This is a genomic window from Cohaesibacter celericrescens (assembly GCF_002866925.1).
GTDB lineage: Bacteria > Pseudomonadota > Alphaproteobacteria > Rhizobiales > Cohaesibacteraceae > Cohaesibacter > Cohaesibacter celericrescens.
Map to the genome: position 1 here is coordinate 47868 of NZ_PKUQ01000001.1, position 19300 is coordinate 67167.

Annotated in this window: 24 protein-coding genes; 11 read left to right on the plus strand and 13 right to left on the minus strand. The window is 50.4% G+C overall.

Features of this window, described 5'->3' with window-relative positions:
• Nucleotides 1-131 precede the first annotated feature (131 nt).
• Nucleotides 132-581 carry a phosphoribosyl-AMP cyclohydrolase gene (gene hisI / locus C0081_RS00235; RefSeq protein ID WP_101531800.1) on the plus strand — a complete coding sequence of 150 codons (450 nt, stop codon included), beginning with the start codon at nucleotides 132-134 and terminating at the stop codon, nucleotides 579-581.
• 136 nt (nucleotides 582-717) lie between these two features.
• Nucleotides 718-1716: a patatin-like phospholipase family protein gene (locus C0081_RS00240; RefSeq protein ID WP_245417816.1), complete on the plus strand. Its 999-nt coding sequence runs from the start codon at nucleotides 718-720 to the stop codon at nucleotides 1714-1716.
• Between the two features lie 78 nt (nucleotides 1717-1794).
• Here the strand turns inward: C0081_RS00240 and C0081_RS00245 are convergent, their stop codons facing one another.
• Both C0081_RS00245 and C0081_RS00250 read right to left on the minus strand, forming a co-directional pair.
• On the minus strand, nucleotides 1795-2223 hold the full coding sequence (locus tag C0081_RS00245; RefSeq protein ID WP_101531801.1) for a CBS domain-containing protein: 429 nt from the start codon (nucleotides 2221-2223) through the stop codon (nucleotides 1795-1797).
• 278 nt (nucleotides 2224-2501) lie between these two features.
• Nucleotides 2502-3305: a rhomboid family intramembrane serine protease gene (locus C0081_RS00250; RefSeq protein WP_101531802.1), complete on the minus strand. Its 804-nt coding sequence runs from the start codon at nucleotides 3303-3305 to the stop codon at nucleotides 2502-2504.
• Between the two features lie 501 nt (nucleotides 3306-3806).
• Between C0081_RS00250 and C0081_RS00255 the strand changes: the two genes are divergently transcribed.
• Together C0081_RS00255 and C0081_RS00260 are read left to right on the plus strand one after the other, a co-directional pair.
• Nucleotides 3807-4466 carry a PAS domain-containing protein gene (locus C0081_RS00255; protein WP_210200350.1) on the plus strand — a complete coding sequence of 220 codons (660 nt, stop codon included), beginning with the start codon at nucleotides 3807-3809 and terminating at the stop codon, nucleotides 4464-4466.
• A gap of 161 nt (nucleotides 4467-4627) precedes the next feature.
• Nucleotides 4628-5236 carry a PilZ domain-containing protein gene (locus C0081_RS00260; protein WP_101531804.1) on the plus strand — a complete coding sequence of 203 codons (609 nt, stop codon included), beginning with the start codon at nucleotides 4628-4630 and terminating at the stop codon, nucleotides 5234-5236.
• A 170-nt stretch (nucleotides 5237-5406) separates the two neighbouring features.
• On the opposite strand, the gene C0081_RS23635 is transcribed toward C0081_RS00260, so the two are convergent.
• Nucleotides 5407-5541, minus strand: coding sequence for a hypothetical protein (locus C0081_RS23635; RefSeq protein WP_280952852.1), 135 nt, complete (start codon nucleotides 5539-5541; stop codon nucleotides 5407-5409).
• A gap of 288 nt (nucleotides 5542-5829) precedes the next feature.
• Here C0081_RS23635 and C0081_RS00265 point away from each other — a divergent pair, with 288 nt between their 5' ends.
• Nucleotides 5830-6411 carry a transglutaminase-like cysteine peptidase gene (locus tag C0081_RS00265; RefSeq protein WP_245417817.1) on the plus strand — a complete coding sequence of 194 codons (582 nt, stop codon included), beginning with the start codon at nucleotides 5830-5832 and terminating at the stop codon, nucleotides 6409-6411.
• Nucleotides 6412-6570: 159 nt separating this feature from the next.
• Here the strand turns inward: C0081_RS00265 and C0081_RS00270 are convergent, their stop codons facing one another.
• Entirely contained in the window at nucleotides 6571-7098 is a 528-nt protein-coding gene (locus C0081_RS00270) for a gamma carbonic anhydrase family protein (RefSeq protein WP_101531805.1), read from the minus strand.
• Between the two features lie 137 nt (nucleotides 7099-7235).
• The gene (locus tag C0081_RS00275) at nucleotides 7236-7565 is read right to left on the minus strand and encodes a DUF6949 family protein (RefSeq protein WP_101531806.1); all 330 of its coding nucleotides are present in this window, start codon (nucleotides 7563-7565) and stop codon (nucleotides 7236-7238) included.
• Between the two features lie 244 nt (nucleotides 7566-7809).
• Between C0081_RS00275 and C0081_RS00280 the strand changes: the two genes are divergently transcribed.
• The gene (locus tag C0081_RS00280; protein WP_101531807.1) at nucleotides 7810-8511 is read left to right on the plus strand and encodes a hypothetical protein; all 702 of its coding nucleotides are present in this window, start codon (nucleotides 7810-7812) and stop codon (nucleotides 8509-8511) included.
• Between the two features lie 113 nt (nucleotides 8512-8624).
• Here C0081_RS00280 and C0081_RS00285 read toward each other — a convergent pair whose 3' ends face one another.
• A complete protein-coding gene (locus C0081_RS00285) occupies nucleotides 8625-8840 on the minus strand; it encodes a DUF3126 family protein (RefSeq protein WP_101531808.1) in 216 nt (71 codons plus the stop codon).
• Between the two features lie 201 nt (nucleotides 8841-9041).
• A complete protein-coding gene (gene cysE / locus C0081_RS00290; protein ID WP_101531809.1) occupies nucleotides 9042-9869 on the minus strand; it encodes a serine O-acetyltransferase in 828 nt (275 codons plus the stop codon).
• A gap of 154 nt (nucleotides 9870-10023) precedes the next feature.
• On the opposite strand from cysE, the gene C0081_RS00295 reads away from it, so the two are divergent.
• Nucleotides 10024-10824, plus strand: coding sequence for an enoyl-CoA hydratase (locus C0081_RS00295; RefSeq protein ID WP_101531810.1), 801 nt, complete (start codon nucleotides 10024-10026; stop codon nucleotides 10822-10824).
• A 32-nt stretch (nucleotides 10825-10856) separates the two neighbouring features.
• Here the strand turns inward: C0081_RS00295 and C0081_RS00300 are convergent, their stop codons facing one another.
• The gene (locus tag C0081_RS00300; RefSeq protein ID WP_101531811.1) at nucleotides 10857-11606 is read right to left on the minus strand and encodes an alpha/beta fold hydrolase; all 750 of its coding nucleotides are present in this window, start codon (nucleotides 11604-11606) and stop codon (nucleotides 10857-10859) included.
• A gap of 241 nt (nucleotides 11607-11847) precedes the next feature.
• Here C0081_RS00300 and C0081_RS00305 point away from each other — a divergent pair, with 241 nt between their 5' ends.
• Both C0081_RS00305 and C0081_RS00310 read left to right on the plus strand, forming a co-directional pair.
• Complete coding sequence (locus C0081_RS00305; RefSeq protein ID WP_101531812.1) at nucleotides 11848-12081, plus strand: zinc-finger domain-containing protein; 234 nt, start codon at nucleotides 11848-11850, stop codon at nucleotides 12079-12081.
• A gap of 63 nt (nucleotides 12082-12144) precedes the next feature.
• On the plus strand, nucleotides 12145-13350 hold the full coding sequence (locus C0081_RS00310; protein ID WP_101531813.1) for an FAD-dependent monooxygenase: 1206 nt from the start codon (nucleotides 12145-12147) through the stop codon (nucleotides 13348-13350).
• A gap of 23 nt (nucleotides 13351-13373) precedes the next feature.
• Here C0081_RS00310 and C0081_RS00315 read toward each other — a convergent pair whose 3' ends face one another.
• From C0081_RS00315 to C0081_RS00335, 5 genes are all read right to left on the minus strand, one after another.
• The gene (locus tag C0081_RS00315) at nucleotides 13374-14114 is read right to left on the minus strand and encodes a helix-turn-helix transcriptional regulator (RefSeq protein ID WP_101531814.1); all 741 of its coding nucleotides are present in this window, start codon (nucleotides 14112-14114) and stop codon (nucleotides 13374-13376) included.
• Nucleotides 14115-14171: 57 nt separating this feature from the next.
• Nucleotides 14172-14561 carry a VOC family protein gene (locus C0081_RS00320; protein WP_101531815.1) on the minus strand — a complete coding sequence of 130 codons (390 nt, stop codon included), beginning with the start codon at nucleotides 14559-14561 and terminating at the stop codon, nucleotides 14172-14174.
• A 122-nt stretch (nucleotides 14562-14683) separates the two neighbouring features.
• A complete protein-coding gene (locus C0081_RS00325) occupies nucleotides 14684-16210 on the minus strand; it encodes a S8 family peptidase (RefSeq protein WP_101531816.1) in 1527 nt (508 codons plus the stop codon).
• Nucleotides 16211-16362: 152 nt separating this feature from the next.
• Nucleotides 16363-17061 (minus strand): hypothetical protein, encoded by a 699-nt coding sequence (locus C0081_RS00330; RefSeq protein ID WP_101531817.1) that lies wholly within the window; start codon nucleotides 17059-17061, stop codon nucleotides 16363-16365.
• A 32-nt stretch (nucleotides 17062-17093) separates the two neighbouring features.
• A complete protein-coding gene (locus C0081_RS00335; protein ID WP_101531818.1) occupies nucleotides 17094-17663 on the minus strand; it encodes a sigma-70 family RNA polymerase sigma factor in 570 nt (189 codons plus the stop codon).
• Nucleotides 17664-18053: 390 nt separating this feature from the next.
• Here C0081_RS00335 and C0081_RS23450 point away from each other — a divergent pair, with 390 nt between their 5' ends.
• Nucleotides 18054-18422, plus strand: a complete 369-nt coding sequence (locus C0081_RS23450) for a BA14K family protein (protein WP_245417818.1) — start codon at nucleotides 18054-18056, stop codon at nucleotides 18420-18422.
• A gap of 174 nt (nucleotides 18423-18596) precedes the next feature.
• Entirely contained in the window at nucleotides 18597-19028 is a 432-nt protein-coding gene (locus C0081_RS00345; RefSeq protein ID WP_101531819.1) for a BA14K family protein, read from the plus strand.
• Nucleotides 19029-19300: the final 272 nt, after the last annotated feature.

Here is a 19300-nt window from a genome sequence, read left to right on the forward strand (position 1 = left end):
ACCATTCTCAATTATTCGGATGTTTTTGACAGCTCAACCGGATGGACTGAAACAGGGGCCTATGGCCCCTTTTCTTTTGCCCTTATCGGCGCTATTCACATACCAAGACATTCCTCCATAGAGGCCTCATCATGTGCACACCGTTCCAAGCCCAAGACGGGCAAGATAAAAACAGCATCGAACTGGGTGTAAAATTCCTGCCCAAATTTGACCGTGATGGTCTAATCGCCTGCATCACGACAGATGCTGACAGCGGCGATGTGGTCATGTTTGCCTACATGAATGCCCAAAGCCTGCAACTGACACTGGAAAGCGGACAGGCCCATTATTGGAGCCGCTCCAGACAGGCGCTGTGGCTCAAAGGAGAAACAAGCGGCAATGTGCAGGACGTGATTGAACTGCGCACCGATTGCGATCAGGATGCCATCTGGCTTAAGGTCCGCACCCGTGGAGCTGCTGCCAATTGCCATCAGGGCTACAAATCCTGCTTTTATCGCGCAGCCTCGCTTGACGATGGCAAAGCAGTGCTCAGCTTCAAAGAAGACAAACCGCTGTTCGATCCGTCAGAAGTCTATAAATAACGATCTCCAACTCCAGAGCAATCAACGGCACCCATAAGATTTAATGCGGCATCAAGTCAATTTGAACCCGACGTGTGCCGAATTTAATGGTTTTCAGTCTCGACCTCTTACATTATAGCAAGAGGAGGATTGAGATATGCTCGCCAACATGCTGGACATGCTTGCCCGTAACGCAGGCACGGACGAACCAGACCAGCAGCAAACGCCGCTGCAGATTGGCCACCATTCACCCATTGGCCTTGTGCTGGGAGGTGGCGCAGCCAAAGGCTGGTCGCATATTGGTGTTTTGCACGCACTGGAAGAAGCTGGCATTCGCCCCGACATTGTCGCCGGAACATCGATTGGCGCAGTGGTAGGAGGCTGTTATCTCGCCGGACAACTGGATAAACTGGAAGAGTTTGCCCGCAGTTTGACCCGTGGCCGATTGCTGGGTTTGCTTGACGTAAGCTTTTCCGGCAAGAGCCTCATCAACGGCACACGCCTGACCAAACTGTTGAAGCGCTATCTCAATAATATTCAAATTGAAGATCTGGATCGGCCGTTTATGGCGGTGGGAACAGAACTGTCGACCGGCCATGAAATCTGGTTGCGCAAGGGCCATTTGGTGACAGCAATGCAGGCATCCTACGCCCTGCCCGGAATTTTCAATCCGGTCAATGTCAATGGCCGCTATCTGGTCGACGGAGCCCTGGTTAATCCTGTGCCGGTATCATTGGCACGGGCCATGGGAGCCCGCATAGTGATTGCTGTTAATCTCAGCTCAGATACTTTTGGACGCGGCGCGATCATCCCCCATGCTCACGACGACGATGACCGCATTCGTCCAAATCCGGAGAATGAGCAAGCAGGTCAGTCCGTTAGCACATTTGGCAACATCAAAAACCTAATTTTTGGCAACGAACCCAACACGCCGGGCATATCGTCGATCATGTTTGACGCCTATACTATCATCCAAGACCGCATCACCCGCTCACGGCTTGCAGGCGACCCGCCAGACATCACCATCAATCCACGTCTGAACAGCATTGGCATGTTTGATTTTCATCGCGCGGATGAGGCAATTGAAGCAGGCTATGTGGCAACCCAAAAAGTCATTCGAGAATTGAGCGACTTATCTGGAGACCTCCAAATCTGAATAACTCACGACCCCAAACAAAAGAAGGCGGGACAGGGTCCCGCCAATTGATTGAAACTGAGCAACAATGACGATGTCTTAACCAGCGGCAATATAGGCACGCATATCGGCGGCTTCCTTTTCGGTTTCCTCTATACGAAGCTTAACCACATCGCCAATCGACACCAAACCAACAAGTCGCGTCCCATCCATAACAGGCATATGGCGAAAACGGCCAGACGTCATACGAGACATCACTGACACGACCGTGTCCCCTTCGACACAGGTCATAACACTGGATGTCATATGGCTGCTTGCAATCTCCGACAGGGCAGAAGCTCCATTTTCGCTCAAGGCACGCACAATATCGCGTTCAGACAGAATGCCCAACAAACGATCACCTTCAGCCAGCAAGACCACACCGATCTTTTTATCACGCAAGGTTTTCACAACCTCAGAAAGGGAGCTCGACGGCTCCATGGTAAAAACGTCGCGACCCTTCTTATCCAGAATCGTAGCAATAGTCATTGATATCTCCCCTGCTGATCGATTGTCTCAGTTCCGATTTGTCTATACCTAGCGGTAGTTAAACCGAAAGCCACTTCCTCGTTTGCAGAAAGTCTGCGACGAAATGAAGCGGAAGGCAAGCTCCAGAATAGAAACTTAGGCATAACGCAGCTTATTCCCAAAAAACTCCTTAGCCAACGCGCACCTTTCTCCCCAATCATCGCAAAGAATTATAAAAGAGGCGAAGATCAAAACGATCTCCGCCCCTTACAAAATCATCAATTTTAAAACCTTGGCACTCACTTGATCACGCGCAAATGCTCTGGCTTTTTCTTTGGAGGCTCTTTTTTGGGCGGCTTCGGCCTGCGCGGAGGCTTTGTCAATGGATCAAGATAGGGAAACACAAGCAGCCCTGCGACAAAGCCACCCAAATGCGCTTCCCAAGCGATAGTACCGCCGCCAGTCAAGCCAAACACCAGATTGAGCACCAACCAGATGCCTAAAAAAATCATAGCCTGCTGATTGTAACGCAATTCAACAAGCGTCAAGCACCGACCGTAATGGCTGCTTTGTAAGGCGCTAAAGCCCCCCAACCCGCCACTGAAAGCAAAGCGTGCAGTAGCAGCCATAGCCCCAGAGAGAACGGCCGACACCCCAACGAGTGGCGTGGGGCTATCAAAGTGCAACAACAAATGCACACCAGCACCAGCCGCTGCTGTAACCACAAAGAAAATGGCAAAATTCTTGGTCCCGATCCGGCGCAGAATGACGGTTGCGAAGATCGCCATCCAAACCAGATTCAGAATCACATGCATCCAGCTTCCATGCAGAAAAGCATAGGTCACAAAGGTCCAGACGTCTCCCAGCAGACCACCGGGGAAATCAAATCCTTGCGCCGCCGTGCCATAGCGTATCGGCAAGAAAGAAAATGTAAGCAACAATTCCTGCTTTTGAGCCGCCGACAGAACAAACTCCTGCAAAAACTGAAGGGCGATCATAATGCCACCCAAAACCATAATAGGGGTCGGCAAATTAAACGCCGGTTCTCTTGGTGGTGGCATACCAGACGGCATTTGCCAGGATCCACGAGGTTTCAGTGCCATGGGCGATCCTCAGGTTTGGTCAATGGGTTCCCTGCCCATTTGGGGATTATTGGCATAGACATCAAGCCCGCAAAAGACCAACAGGCCCCCCCCTATGCCACAGGGAGAGTGAATATCCTGCCCGCAGTTCTAGTGCGAAAATATTAACACCAGAGAAAAGGGCAAAAAAAAGCCACCCGCCGATCTCTAAAAGATCAATTCGGATGGCTGATGCCTCCTGAACAAAGTCAGGAAAGTTTGAAGAGCCGCGCCATCAAGCCATTTCAGGAGTCCAACTTGACGGCGTGGTAACTGTTAAGGACATGTTTACCCTTCCAATTACACACCTGCAAGAACAAGCATAAATTAACCTTAATGACGGTGTGCAAAACCTCATATCGCGCAGAAAGACGACAGTTGGCACGCCCCCTGCTTTGTAAAGGAACAAGACAAACGTTAATGCCCAGTCTGTGCCAGCATGAAACACCACCGGTTCAGAAGTGCCCCAGATAGAGAATGATTATGAAACATCAAGTGACCCGCGAATTATTCACATATTGGGATGGTCTAAGAGGCGGTCGCACTGCGCCAGAACGCAGCGACATAGATCCAGCCGAGATCCATCAAATTTTGGGCGACACTTTCATTCTCGAATACGGAAATCAGAATGCACTTAACTTCCGACTGGCAGGGACCCGGCTATGCGGTTCATTTTGTCGCGAACTCAAAGGCAGAAGCTTTCTGGATATATGGAGCCAAGAAGACACCTCTAGCATCAAACTGCTGCTGGCTGCAGTAGCGGAAGATGAAGCCGCTGCGGTTATAGGCTTCAAAGGAAAAACCGAGCGAGACCAAGAGCTTGATTTCGAGGCCGTTCTGTTGCCTCTTCGTCATTATGGACAACCCAAAAGCCGCATCCTAGGCGCCGCCAGCCCGGCCGACATGCCCTATTGGGTCGGCATTTGGCCACTAACAGAACTCAGCGTCACATCCATGCGCCTGATTTGGCCAGACGAACGCCCTGCCTTTATGCGGACCGCAAAAAGCGGCACAAAAGCGCAACCCGGTTTTGGATTGGCACCATCGACAGCAGCCGTGTCTCCCTCCGTCGACAATGCAGCATTCCAAATAGAAAAGCAGATCGGCCACTTGACTGTCATTGAAGGGGGACGTCGGGATTAAGGGTAAGACAACCGATTTTCCACAACCTAAAGCAACCGACATTGAAAGACACAAACAATAGGCACGTCGGCGCCACATAAAAGGCTTTGTTAACCATAGAGGGAATAGGATGGCGTCAGCTACGTCCATTTTGTCCATTTTTGGCGGGAAAGCAGTCCCTTATGTCGGCACTACTCCAAAAATCCGTTTTTCCACGCATCACCGAGCGCCGCCGTCACCAAAGAGTGAAGGTCAATTTGCTTGGTCGCTTCATGCTGGAAAACAAGACGGAATATCCCTGTCAGGTGATCAATATGTCACCGGGTGGCGTTGCAATGATCGCACCGATCCGTGGCGAAATCGGTGAACGGATCATAGCCTATATCGACCATATTGGACGCATCGAGGGAAAGATTGCCCGCAAGATTGAAGGCGGCTTCGCCATTTCCGTCGACGCAACAGCACGCAAACGCGACAAACTGGCCTCTCAACTGACATGGCTTGCCAATAGACACATCCTGTCCTTGCCAGAAGACAGACGTCATGAACGTCGCCAGCCCAAAAATCCCATCACCAAACTTATAATGGAAGATGGAAGCGAGCATATTTGTCGAGTGATGGATTTGTCTCTTTCTGGCGCTGCAATCAAGACAAAAGCCCGCCCTGCGGTCGGAAAATCAATCAACATCGGAAAAATACGTGCGCGCATCGTGCGACATCTTGATGATGGTTTGGCTGTTGAGTTCGCTTCCCTGCAGGATAGCCAAGCGCTAGATGAGAACCTGAAATAAGAATTTCCACACATCAAACCAAGCCGCACAGCCTCTCCGATCTCTCCTTTATCGGTCGCTGAGTGCTGTCTTGTGTCCTTTCCCCTCTATCATCGCAGGTTTCCTCGATAACGGAGCGTAAGCTCAACGACTTTGGATTTTTCTACACACGGTTTTTCTAAAAAATTATTTTATTTTTTCTCAACCCACGCCTGCCCAAACCCCATAGGCAGAGGAAAATAAGCGGGAGCCTTTTCCCGACGCAGCGCATCGAGTGCAGTAATTACTTGCACCCAAATCACAAGCGCGCCTTGAAAATCAGCCAAGTCCTGCATCCATCTGCGCCACCACAACAATCATAAGACATTGTAAAAACTTATCAATTCAAACTAATTCCAATTTTACTTGAATTATGAGAAGATTTATTTCTAAATGTACTTAAAGTAAAACAAAATTATAATAAAAATAAAAACTAAATATAATCAAAGTAACATACAGATGTAATAAACATATATCCATTTTTTACTTAACTTTACCTCAAATACAGCAGCCAATATTTCAAGTAAATAAAATAGCGTATTCTATAAATATCTCCACAACGACGGGAGATATACATGAGAAACCGCATTTGGGGATTTGCCTTTTTCAGTCTGGCACTGATGGCCTTATCCATTGAAACACAAGCTGCTCGCTACTCGCCTTTTATGACAATCACGGGCAAGACATCTGCTCCGATCGGACACGTTAATTTTTGCCGTAACAATCCGACGGAATGCAAAACAAGTTTCAGCGTTGATCGTGCAGTAAAATTGTCCAAGTCCAATTGGACACAGCTGATCAACATCAATGGACATGTCAACCAGTCCATTCGCCCGATCACTGACAAAGAACAATACAGGACAGAAGAGCTCTGGACATATCCTGCATCAGCAGGCGACTGCGAAGACTTTGCGCTGCTGAAGCGCCGCATGCTTATTAATGTTGGATGGCCAGAAACAGCTTTGCTCATCACTGTGGTTCGCGAGCAAAATGGCAACGGCCATGCAGTTCTAACCGTTCGAACCGACCGCGGCGATCTCATTCTGGACAATCAGGATCCACGCATCCTGCCATGGGATCAAACACCCTACCACTATATTAAACGGCAGGCAGCCTTGCATCCTGCCACATGGACTTCAATTGACGACCCTAGATGACCCCCGAAAGTTGTGGCGTTCCAAGCCACGATCCATCCACTGTTAACTGAATAAAGGCCTGATCAAATCCCCATCCCGTCCACAACCGATCAGGTTCTTTCGGGTCAGCTGTCCCCACAGCTGGCCCGCTTTTTTTTTATCTCGCTTCAACACTCAGGATCAGAGTGGCTTAAGCTCTTTGGCAAATCGCCGCCAGTTGGCAACATAGCCAGCCGCTGATGCAGTCAGCCTGCTCGCCGCTTCCTCATCCAGCACACGCACCACTTTACCCGGCATGCCCATGACCAACGAATTGTCCGGTATAACTTTGCCTTCCGGAATGAGGGCCTTGGCACCAATCAGACAGTTGCGACCTATTCTTGCGCCGTTCAACACAACGGCGCCCATACCAACCAAAGAATTATCGCCAATGGTGCATCCATGCAAAATCACATTGTGCCCAATCGTACAATCAGCACCAATGTCGAGTGGATACCCCATATCCGAATGCAATGTACTGCCATCCTGCACATTGCTGCGTTCGCCGATGGTCAGCGCTTCATTGTCACCACGCAACACGGCTCCAAACCACAAACTGGCATCACGCTTCATAATCACCCGACCGATTACACTGACGTTTGGTGCAATCCAATAATCCCCTTCATCCGGCAACTCCGGTTGAAAGGCCCCCAATTGATAAAGCGGCATCTCATTCGCCTTTCTATAAGCAATGCTGATTGCTGCTTTGCGATACGGATCGCAATCAGAATCAAAAATCCGGCCATTATTACAAGGCCAAAACAGGCCTCGCGCAATCCATCCGTTTGTATCGATTTGGACCGCAGTCAGGTCACAGCCGACATCGCGCCCACAAACATATTGAGCAACAACACGCCCGAACAAGCACTCCAGACCCCGGCAATCGCAGAAGAACCGAAAACCCACGCAATATGCCGGTCTTCAATCCGCCACCCACGCAAAGCATTGCGCATAATGATAAATGGCCCGGCGAACATACACAGGACCACAGAAATCATAGCGCCGGGCAAGGTATGCATGACCATCCGAAAGCCCGCGGGACGGTGAGAGACTATTTGATAGAGACTGGCCAAAATGCCAGCACAGACAAACCCGACACATGTGACATAGACCAACGCAAACATTTCCATTCCCATCAGAGGACACTTTCCCTGTAATGCATGTGCCATTCTGTTTCAGGCTGGCACAGCTGCAACGCTTCCCCGTTTGCGGTGCAAACACCGTGCCGATGCCTTGCTCACACGGCCGATCATCGTCATGATCGGCCCACAGCCAGACAGTCGCCATATGGATGCCAAATTGATGTGTCTGTGCCAATTGCTTATGGTTGGCAACAAAACAAGAGAGTCGCTTCATTGCGCCCATCAAAGGTAAGATTTCATGCAGCAGCAAATTGGAGAACAAGGATCCCCACAAAGATGGATTTTCTTTATCCTCATTGCAGGCCTTATCGCCATCACAGTGCTGTTTGTAATTAGCCGCATTTTGCAGCATTCCGGACCAGAGTTGCTCAACAGCCCTTACAGCGTAGAAACCAGCCTGCGCCTCTATACCATTGGCACGGCACAATTCATGGTGCCGGAAAACACGGTTCGTCGGCCTGAACAGCGCAACCTGCAACAACTCAAGAAGCTGGACCTGATTCTACTATGGCCCACCCTAGAAGGGTTCAGTCTGGATACACAGGTAGCATTCAATGATGTTACTAAGGATTCCCGACTGATATTTGCCTCTTTGAGCCAACCACCACAGCCAATTTCGACCTCGGAGCGACTATACTCGGTATATAGTCAGCACTTTGTCGGGGATACGATTGAAGGCCCGGCAGCCCTCATCGGATTTAGAATGTCAAAAGAATCGGGTTTTTCGGGCGAAGTGATCTATTTCAAGCCAGATGAAACCGCCCCCTTTGTCGCACGTTGTATCAAGCCGGTTGAAAATACACCCACCTTTTGCATGCGCGATATCATACTCAATAATGGCGCACAGCTGAATTACAGGTTTCGCCTACAGCTGCTAGCAGAGTGGCGTAAGCTTGACACGACCATGCGCAGCAAATTCAGTGATTACCAACGCCGTTGAAACAAAAAGCCGCGTTGCCTGATAGGGCATCGCAGCTTATATCCCAATATCCATCGTGGCTCTGGGTGGTCCTTAATCGAGCAACTATGTCCTGACAAACACGCCAATCGAGCTTAAGAGTCTTCGAGATCGTAATCCAGAATTGCCATAGAGAAATTGTAGGAAAGTTCGCCATCTTCTTCGTCGCGAAACAAAACGCCGACAAACTCATCTTCCACATAAACTTCGGCAGAATCGGTTTTGCGAGGGCGAGCCCGTACTTCCAGATTTGTTGACTGAAGTGCACCACGCATAAATTTCTGAAGCTTTGCCAGCTCTGTCTTATCCAAAATTGCCTCCTGCTAGTAAATTTCTCGTCGGCGAGAAACATGTCCAAATTCTAGGGACCAACCTGAGGGAAGGCAGACCCAAACATAACTCCGGCTCAGTCGCACAGCACACAGTGAGAGTAAACCCGCTATCCACATCATTCCAGTTTTTTCTGATCAAACACGCAGTTAGGGGCAACATAAAACCAAAATGGCGGGTTTTTATTCAGTATCCCTGATCATTTGGTCCATGCTGCGCGCAGGCTCGGCACAGCCCGCTTTGCCAACTATTTTGGCGGGCACCCCTGCCACTGTGGTGTGAGGAGGAACGGCTTTGAGCACAACTGAGCCGGCAGCAACCCGCGAACAGCGCCCGATTTCAATATTGCCCAAAACCTTGGCCCCTGCACCAATAAGTACACCTTGGCGAATTTTGGGATGACGATCATCGATTTCCTTGCCGGTACCGCCCAACGTCACGCCCTGCAAAATGGAGACTTCATCTTCGATGACAGCGGTGCCACCGACAACAATGCCCGTTGCATGATCAAAGAAAATGCCTTTGCCAAATTTGACACGCGGATGGATATCCACCTGAAACACAGCAGAGCTGACACTTTGCAAATACAAAGCAAAATCTTTACGCCCATTGCTCCAGAGCCAGTGGGCCAGCCTGTGAACCTGAATCGCCTGAAATCCTTTGAAATATAACAATGGATCAATATAGCGATCGCAGGCCGGATCGCGATCTGCGACAGCGACAATATCAGCACGCATGGCAAGTGCAATCGACGCATCCGATTCATAGGCCTCGCGATATGCCTGACGAATGGCTTCAGAATCCATTGCAGGACTATGCAAACGATCCACCAGACGGTGAATAACGGCATTTTCCATGCGTTTGTGGCTGAGAATGGTTGAATAAATGAAGCTGCTGAGAACAGGCTCGGCCCGAACGACTTCCTCGGCTTCCGTGCGCACCCGTTGCCAAATAGGGTCAACTACTCCAAGTTTGTCGTCAACACTCCACCGCAATCCAGTATCCGCCATGTTATTCTCGCCTTCTCTCTAAGCCTATCGCCCGGCTTCTAATTGGCATATATTGCCTTTAGACATAGTCCGCCCGATGACGAGCTGCAAGGTAGACGCTTGATCTTCTTTGCAGCATCCTTTGCAAACGACAGACACCAAAGATAGCACAGTCATGACAGACATCCAAAATCACAACAAAATCCTCGTTGAACGGTCTGGCCCAATTGGCCGTATTGTTATCAACAACGAAGCCAAAAGAAACGCCATGTCCTTGGATATGTGGCAAGCAATTCCCGCTGCGGTAAAGAGCCTAGATGACGATTTTGACATCCATGTCATTGTCATCACAGGCGCAGGCAGCAAAGCTTTTGTCTCTGGGGCAGACATCGGTGAATTTGATACGGTACGCAAAGACACGGCCTCAGCCACCCGCTATGACGACATCAATTCCGACTGTTATCGCGCAGTACGCAACGCCAACAAACCAACGATTGCGTTGATAAAAGGCTTTTGCATGGGTGGTGGGTTTGGCCTTGCTGCCGCATGTGACCTGCGACTGTCCAACGCCAACGGCAAGTTCGGCATTCCGGCAGGCAAACTTGGTGTGGGCTATCCTACCAATGCCATCGCCGACATCGTTAATCTGGTCGGTTCGGCCAACGCCAAGGAATTGTATCTAACCGCCAGAGTTTATGGTGCACAAGATGCTCAAAAGCTCGGTTTCCTCAACGCGATTTTTGATGACGAAACATTTGATGAAGCCGCAGAAGACTATTGCAAAACCGTCGCCACGCTAGCGCCCATGAGTGCACAATATCACAAGGCGGCCATCAACAGCGCCATTGGCCAGTCTGATAGCCTGTCAATGAATGAGCTAAAAAGCATGGCCAATGCTTGCTTTGACAGCCAAGACTATGCAGAAGGGCGAAACGCCTTCGCTGAAAAGCGAAAGCCCGTTTTCATAGGGAAATAAGCAAGCGACTTATTCAGGTACAAGCAAGCCGTTTAGCCTTCGGCAAAAAAGTCCAACGCGGCTTGCTTGAAGACCTTGTCCCCAACAGCGACCATATGGTCGCGCCCAGGGATATCAGCGACACGGGCATCGGGCAGGATATCCGCCAATTCTTTGGCAGAACCTGCGATGACATCGCGCGTGCCGACAGCAACAAGCGCCGGCACTGCCAGCTTGGCGAGATCTTCAACCGGAATCTTCTGTCTGGCCGAGCGCATGCATGCAGCCAGCGCCAGCCGATCACTGCCCGTCTGATCAGCAAACATGCGAAACGCCTTTCCGACGGCATGTTTGATCGGCACCCCCTGATCAGCTTCCAATGCAGCGATAATAGGGGCGGGATCGCCCGTACCATGAATCATACCGCCGCCAAGACCACCAAACACCACTCGCCTCACCCGTTCGGGATACTTCAGCGACAAAAAGGCTGAAATACGCGCGCCCATCGAATAGCCCATAACAAAGACACGATCCAACCCGAGGTGATCCAACAACCGTTTGGCGTCTTCTGCCATCGTGGGAGAGGTGTAAAGAGCCGGATCATAAAGTTTCTCACTTTCGCCATGGCCACGGTTATCAATCGCGATAACACGATACCCCGCCCCTGTCAGGGTCTGCACCCAGCCGGGATTGATCCAGTTGACTGTCTTATTGGAAGCAAAGCCGTGAATGAGCAAAACAGGCTCGCCTGCGCCTTCATCGAGATAGGAGAGAGTATAACCGTCGGATTGAAATTCTGGCATATTTGACAAAACACTATTGAGAAGTTGAAATCAAAACGAAGCGCATTTATGAAACACGCCTCTGGGGCTTTTGTTCTTATCAGGATGGCAAAAAAGCGCAACAATTGAAACCATCCACGCCAGAATAGCGCTTGGAATTTGGGAAAGTTAATCCAGATGATCACATCGAGACTAGGATTCCCTTGTCGCTGGCGCTATTGTCTCCGCAAAATCAAACTGGATTAAGAGAGAGCATCATCCCATGGCAGGCCACACGATTCCTCATTTCAAAAACGACGAAGGTGTTTCGGCAATCGAGATCGGCGTTCGGGAATTTCAGTGCATGGGTGCAACCCCTCCGCAAGACCATCCTCATGTGTATCTTGATATGGGTGAAGAAAATGAAATTCTGTGCCCCTATTGCTCGACCCATTATAAATTCAACGCAGAACTTGGTGAAACCCAAACCCGTCCGGACGGTTGTTTCCACGAATAAAGCCACTGTTATCCGTCCTGATACACTCGGAAAATCAAAACACCCACGGGGAAAGAACCAAATATGTCCGAGCAATTGCCAATCATCATTGTGGGTGCTGGCCCGGGCGGACTGGCGACTGCCTTGGCGCTTGCTCATAAAAACATTCCAGTTCTGCTGCTCGAAAAAAACCAGATGCCGACAGAAGTCGGCGCTGGCATTCAGATATCTCCCAACGCCACAAGCAGCCTCAAACAGTGGGGTGTCTGGCCCTATATAGCTGAGCAGGCTGTAATACCCGGAAAAATCAAAATTCGTTCGGGGGTCTCTGGGGCATTGCTATCAGAATTGTCCGCTCGAGACATTTCTGCCCGCTATGGTGCGCCCTATATGGTTGTGCATCGTGCCGACATGCAGCAAGCGCTTTATCATAGGGCCAGCCAACTCGCCCTCATCGAGATGCAAGACGAATGTGACGTTCAAGATATCAAAGACACAGCTGATGGCATCGAAGTCACCTGCACATTGGCCAGTGGCGAGCAGCGCAGCTTCAAGGGTTCGGCTCTGATTGCGGCTGACGGTGTATGGTCGCGCATTGGCACCACCTATTTTGGCAACAAGCCTGCTGCATACAGCGGCAAGACCGCCTGGCGCACCACCCTGCCGTTACAAATGGTTCCTGATACCATCGACAGCCGGAACATTGGCCTGTGGTTGTCCCCCAACGCCCATTTGGTCCATTATCCGATTGTCGGCGGCCATATGATGAATATCGTTGCCATCGTCAATGAAGACTGGACCGAAGAAGGCTGGAACGGCAAGGGCGATGCAGATTGGCTCAACAATCGCTTTGCACGATGGCCGCGCGAGATCCGCGAATTGTTGGTCGAACGGCAAGACTGGCTCAAATGGGCGTTGTGTGGGCAAGACCCTGAGCAAGCGTGGGTCAAAGGCAAGGTTGCCCTGACGGGAGACGCCGCCCACGCCATGTTGCCCTTTATGGCGCAAGGCGCTGTGATGGCCATCGAGGATGCTGCAATCCTTGCCCGCGCAATAGACGAAGTGCAAGGACCAATGGAAACGCGCCTCAAAGCCTATGAAAAGGCGCGCAAAAATCGAGTGAGAAAAGTCGTCGCCAAAGCACGCCGCAATGGTGAGATCTATCATATGCAAGGCGCAATCGCGACAGCACGCAACATGACCATGCGTCTGTTGCCGACATCCCAGTTGATGCGCCAATTCGACTGGATCTACAGCTGGAAGCCCGAAGACGTCTCATTTGACGCATAACAGATAGACACCTGTCCAACACCCTATTTGCAACTCGATGATTGACTGTCTGTTTTTATTGGCTGACCATGCGCATCAATGCCGTGTTTTGCCTTCATCTTGGCAACATAGTCTTTCAGCTCCCGTCCCGCTTCGACAGGAAAACAGTGGTCTGCCTGTTTCATTGTTTTTATACGATCAACGCGAAAGGAGCGAAAATCGGCCCGTATTTCGCACCAGGCAAGTAACGTCCAGACCCGTCCCCAAAAATACAACCCCAACGGGCGCACGCGTCGTGTGCTGCCCTCTCCTTCAAGGCTGACATAGGTCATGTCCAGAAAGCAGCGTTCCTTGCACGCCTTGCGCAAAGCATCCAGCGACGATCGTTCTATAGAGCTGCCGGAAAAGGACATCGCAAACATTTGCGTGTCGTCAATCAAGCTGCGCATCCCTTCCGGGATCACGGCATCAATCTTGATCAAGGCTTCTTGTGCCGCTTGCGCCAAATCGTCGCCAGCCCAAGCCCGCACCATGCGCGCACCCAGAACAAGCGATGCGATTTCATCCGCAGTAAACGTGAGCGGTGGCACATGATAATCGCTGGCCAAAACATAGCCGACCCCTGCCTCCCCCTCAATTGGAACGCCACAGCCCTGCAATTGGGCTAGGTCGCGGTAAATGGTTCGTTTGGATACTTCCAGTCGTTCAGCCAACGCCTGCGCGGTGAGCAAACGCCCACCACGCAGAAATTGCACAATCTCAAACAAACGATCTGCCCGCCGCATAGCACACTCCCAAAACACCAGAAGTCACCCTAGGAAGCTGCAGCGCAGATCGCAAGATCATACCTGATGCAATCCGATCGGAGTGCCGTCACAATCGGCAACAACAGCAATATCGCCCATATCCCCTGGCAACGGCGTCTTGGGTGTCAATAAGGCTCCCCCTAGGCTATCAACACGCTCCAGAGCGCCATCAATGTCATTGCAGGCCAAATAGATCAAAACACCACCAGCAGCGGGTTTTATTCTGTCAGCAGGCGTAACCGCACCAGAGACACTGTCTTCACCCTCTTTTGGGAACATCGCAAAAGGCATTGCATCATCGCCCTCACCGTGAATGTCTCGGATCAGCTCAACACCGAGCAAGCCTTGGAAAAAACTGATAGATTTTTCGAAATCTGTTGCCGGAATGGAAAACCATGTCACGGCATTTTTTGGCAAATTGGTCATTTCTCTCTCCTGTAAATCGGCCGGTGTTATCACCGCTTGAGATCACCATAGAGAGAGGCTGCTGACAGCATAGTGTCAGCAGCCTTTTGAGTGCAGCCATTTTCTTGTTGGCAAGTGCAATTTCAATTGACCAACTCAGGCTGGCTAGAGCTGGTCAGAGCTTTATAGGCATCCAATCGACCATATCCAAAATCAGGATCTCGACCTTCCATTCCAAGATCAAGAACAGAACGTGCCAAACGTCCTTTGATGTCTTGCACAGTCAACTCTGGCTCTTTTTCAAGCATCAGGGCAATAGAACCTGAAATATACGCAGTGGCCATAGAGGTGCCGGTCTGTAAGCCATATCCATCCTCCCCTGCAGCGACAAGCACATCCACACCGGGAGCGGCCAACTCGACATGGTCACCACGATTGGCAAAGATATAGAGGCCGTCATCTTCATCGGTTGCCGTAACCGCTATGACATTCTCATAGGCAGCAGGATAAGCTGCAGGAGCGTCGGGCCCTTCATTGCCTGCAGCGGCAACCACAATGACACCCTTTTCTTCGGCTTTACCCAATGCGTCTTGCAAGAATTTGTCTTTACTACCGGCAAAGCTGAGATTGAGTATCTCGGCGCCATTTTCCACTGCCCAGTCAATTCCGCGTACAATGTCATAGCTGTCGGCAACCATGTGCCCCTTGTCGCTAAACCGAAACACTTGCGCAGACATCAACGCCACATTTTTCGCAACGCCCCGCATACCGGCATGGGCCGCAATGATGGAGGCAACGGCGGTGCCATGATCCCGATTCAACTGCGCGCTGTCAGCTTCGGGGAATGCCGTAAAACGATCTGTCACACTGCTGGAAAGAGAAGGGTGATCAAACTTGATGCCGCTATCAACCACAGCAAGTTTCACTCCCAGCCCACTTTCCTCGCCGGACAGTTGGGCAAAACCCATTTTGTCAAAGGCATATTGTAGCCCTTCCAACATATCCGTTGGCTCGGCGTCACCCTCCGTAGCGGGGTAATAAAAATAATCGGGCTGCGCGCGATAAACCCGTTCATCCGTTGCCATCAACAACGCCTGTTGCGGCGACATTTCAGCCGGATATGCCAGTTTAAGCACGACCTGATCGAGCAGATTGATGCGTGTTTGATCAATCACTTCGAGATCAAACTGCGCCAGAAACTCAGAAACCGCTTGCTCGCTCAAACCGGACTGCAGAACAACAACAAACTCTTTGTCGCTGGACCAGGGCTTGCCGTCAATAGAGTATATACGCGGCTTGGCTCGGGCCACACGCAATGTTTCGGGCAGCACGATCCTTGGAGCCGCCTTACGCGATGAGCGGTTGTCTCTGGTTTTCCGTGGCTTGCGGTTTGGCCGCTTTTTGGAGACCCTAGGTCGTTGCGCAGCAGGCCTTTGCAACTCTTCTTGTTCTTTGATCTGTTTTTGGCGGCTCACTTCCCGAATGATTGAAATCCCCAAACCGATTGCAGGGAGCAGTATACGTCCCGAGCCTCCTGAGTGACTTGAATCATCCTGATCTGGATAGGTATCAGGATATTGCGCTCGTGCTTGATCAGCAGACCCCAATGTCATCACTAGCAAACAGGCCAACAACGCACACGCACTTTTTGCAAATCCTGTCCGTTTCATAGTCTCTCTCTCCGATTATCTCACGGCATGTATCTATACGGACCGGTTGCGCTTATCATGCGAAATCTCAAATCCGAACGCCCTCATTGAAATGCCAGAATAACACAATTTAATGGTGCTTCTTTCCTCGTTTGCTTCTGTTCGATCACAGATTATTGATTGATGGAAATAAATTGCACTAAATTTGTTTGGGCTTGCAGAGATTTAAGGACACCATCAGCGCCCCCTTCTGGTAGCTTGTTGACTGGCACCATAATCTCGAAAAACCCACCGGCTTTAGGCCCTGCAATGATTTTGGCAGACTGCAATTTAAGCAGCTGGGCCACATCGTTCATACGCGCATCTTTTTGAAAAGCCACAAGAAACACCGCTCCGTTCGTTGTCGTTGCTTGCTGTGGTCCCGATGCTGTGGTGAATTTTGACGACACATCAGTGGGCGCAGTCCCATCCCGCATGAGCCCGCCGATGACAACCCCTTGTGCGACAATCACCAACGCAGCGGCCATGGCAGCGAACCGCACACCTGGGCTAGCAAAACTGGCAAGGAGATCTTTGAATTTCTGAACCATTCTGCCTATCGTGCTGGCGCCAATCGAATGCGCCAAGGGCGCCTCTGTGGCTTCCAAGGCATCAATATCGGAAAGAAGACGGTCGAGCCCACCCGGCACAGGAGCGCCCAGAGCGGCATGTTGCTGCGCTATAGCGTCATTTTCTTCTGCAATCAGGCCTAGCTGCATACGCATTTCGGGATGCTCTTCAAGATAGGCGTCAACTCTTTGGGCCTCTTCAGGCTCCAACAGACCTTTTGCATACCAAGGCAGGAGCTTTTCGATTTCCGGATTATTGGTCATTATTCATCCTCGACACTGGTATTCAATTGGCGTTATGGCCATCCCCGGTCTATTCCGGATTTTGCTAATAAGTCGGACAGCTTCTTTCGAGCATGAAACACCCGTGTCTTCACCGTATTTTCCGGAACCGACAGGATCACGGCAATCTCCTTGATCGCCTTTTCCTGATAGTAAACAAGATCAATCACTTCGCGATGCTCGGCACTCAGCTTGTTGATACAGGTCCGCATTGCAGCGGCTTTGTCCTGTTTTAGCGTTGTTACCTCAGGCGTATCACTGTCATCTTCCAGACCTGACGCATAGTCATCATCAAGTTCAGCATCCGACCGCTTACGCAGAAGAGAAATCGCCTTATTCCGCCCGATGGAAATGATCCATGACGAAACTTGACTGCGCCCCTCGAATTTACCGGCAGACCGCCAGACATCGAGAAATGTCTCATTTACAAGCTCCTCTGCTATCGCATCATTTTTAGTGAAGCGCAGCAGATAACGATAAAGCCGAAGATTATGCCTCTGGTATAGAAGCGTTATGGCTTTACGATCATTACGCGCGACCCTATTCAGAAGCTCTAGATCGCGAGTATTTTCAGATCCCGACATGCAATCCCCGATTTCACTGTCATACCTGTGTCGTTCCCAAACGCATATTGGTTCAATATTTGTGAAATTTCTTTACAAAGATGCGCCCACCTCATTAGTGGCACATGAACACACCTGACGCCAATCCCCTGCCCCCTCCTGCAAATTATAAATACCTTAATAGAGGAATGAAGATCGCTTTTACAATCACAGGCCCTTGTCATCAGGTTATCCAAAATCCCAGAAATCCGCACTCTCACAATCGAGTGCATTTTTTTACGATTTTTTTGAACCCTTTCCGGATACGCCGCGACTGATGAGTATAGGCGCTGATGATCAACGCCAAATACCTTCAAAGCGACACACAAGACCTTCAATTGAAACAGTCAAAAATCCATAAGGGGACACATCATGTTAAAGAAAACCATCGCAGCCTTCGCCCTGATCGCAACCATCGCAACAGTAGCTCTACCAACCAGTCAGGCCCAAGCCGCAGGCGGACGCAACGCAGCCTTCGCAATTGGTGCAGTTACCGGACTGGCTGTTGGCGCAATCGCACATGATGTCGCCTACCGCAATGGCCATCGCAATTACCGCCCACACCGTTCGCACTACCGCCCGCACCATCGCCCAAACAGACATCACCGCGTTCGTCACTCTGGTCGTCCAGCCCCTTGGACCCGTGCTTGGTACCGCTATTGCGAAACACGCTATCGGTCCTTCAACTCACGCACCGGTTATTTCCGTGGCTATGACGGCCGCCGCCACTTCTGTCGCTAAGAGCGGCATCCAGAGCGCAATGCTATCGGGTGAGAGCCCGTTGGCATTGCGTATTTACACGGACTTTGTTTATGCTATGGTCGATGGATCGTATTTTTGCCATGATAAAGTTATAGCTTTACCTCGCGTATCCCGCGACTGGGTTGATGCTGGGGAGAATTTGAGGAGCAACCAATGACCGGAAGAAAAATACTTATTTATGCATTGTTAGCAGCTATTTTGCCTGCTCTTGCCATTGTCACGCCGACCACACAAGCTGAAGCCAAAAATGGCCGCAAAGGGGCACTTGCTGCTGGCTTGATTATTGGTGCTGTTGGCGCTGCCGTTCTCTACAACGGCAACAAAAACAAATGGAACCGGGTGCAGAACCATTATCACCGTAACGGTTTCCGTGGATGTCACACCCACAATGGTGTACGCCACTGCCATAACGCACGAAACCAACGTCCAACGAAAAACTACCGTGAAGCACCAAGACGTAATAGCTACCGTCCAGAGCCTTGGACTCGCGAATGGCGCCGCTACTGCAGAAACAAATATCGTTCATTTAATCCGCGTACTGGCTACTACACCAAATACAGCGGCCGCAAAGCTTTCTGTCGCTAGTGAATAGAAGAAAACATTTGCGCCCCTATTGCTTTTGAGGGATCACGTAAGCCCTTCATATGCAGTCACACTTCTGTTTATCACAGAATCACTATTGGTCCTCTCGTCTAACAGCGAGAGGACTTTTTTGTAGCCCAGCCTTTCATCCATTTTCTAGTCACAGCAAAACTCACAATTTATACCTGTGCTAAATCGACATTTAGCCCCTACAAATTTCACTGAGAAATGCGCTTTTAGCGCCATTCCCAATTTGGAGGTGCCATTTTTGCATA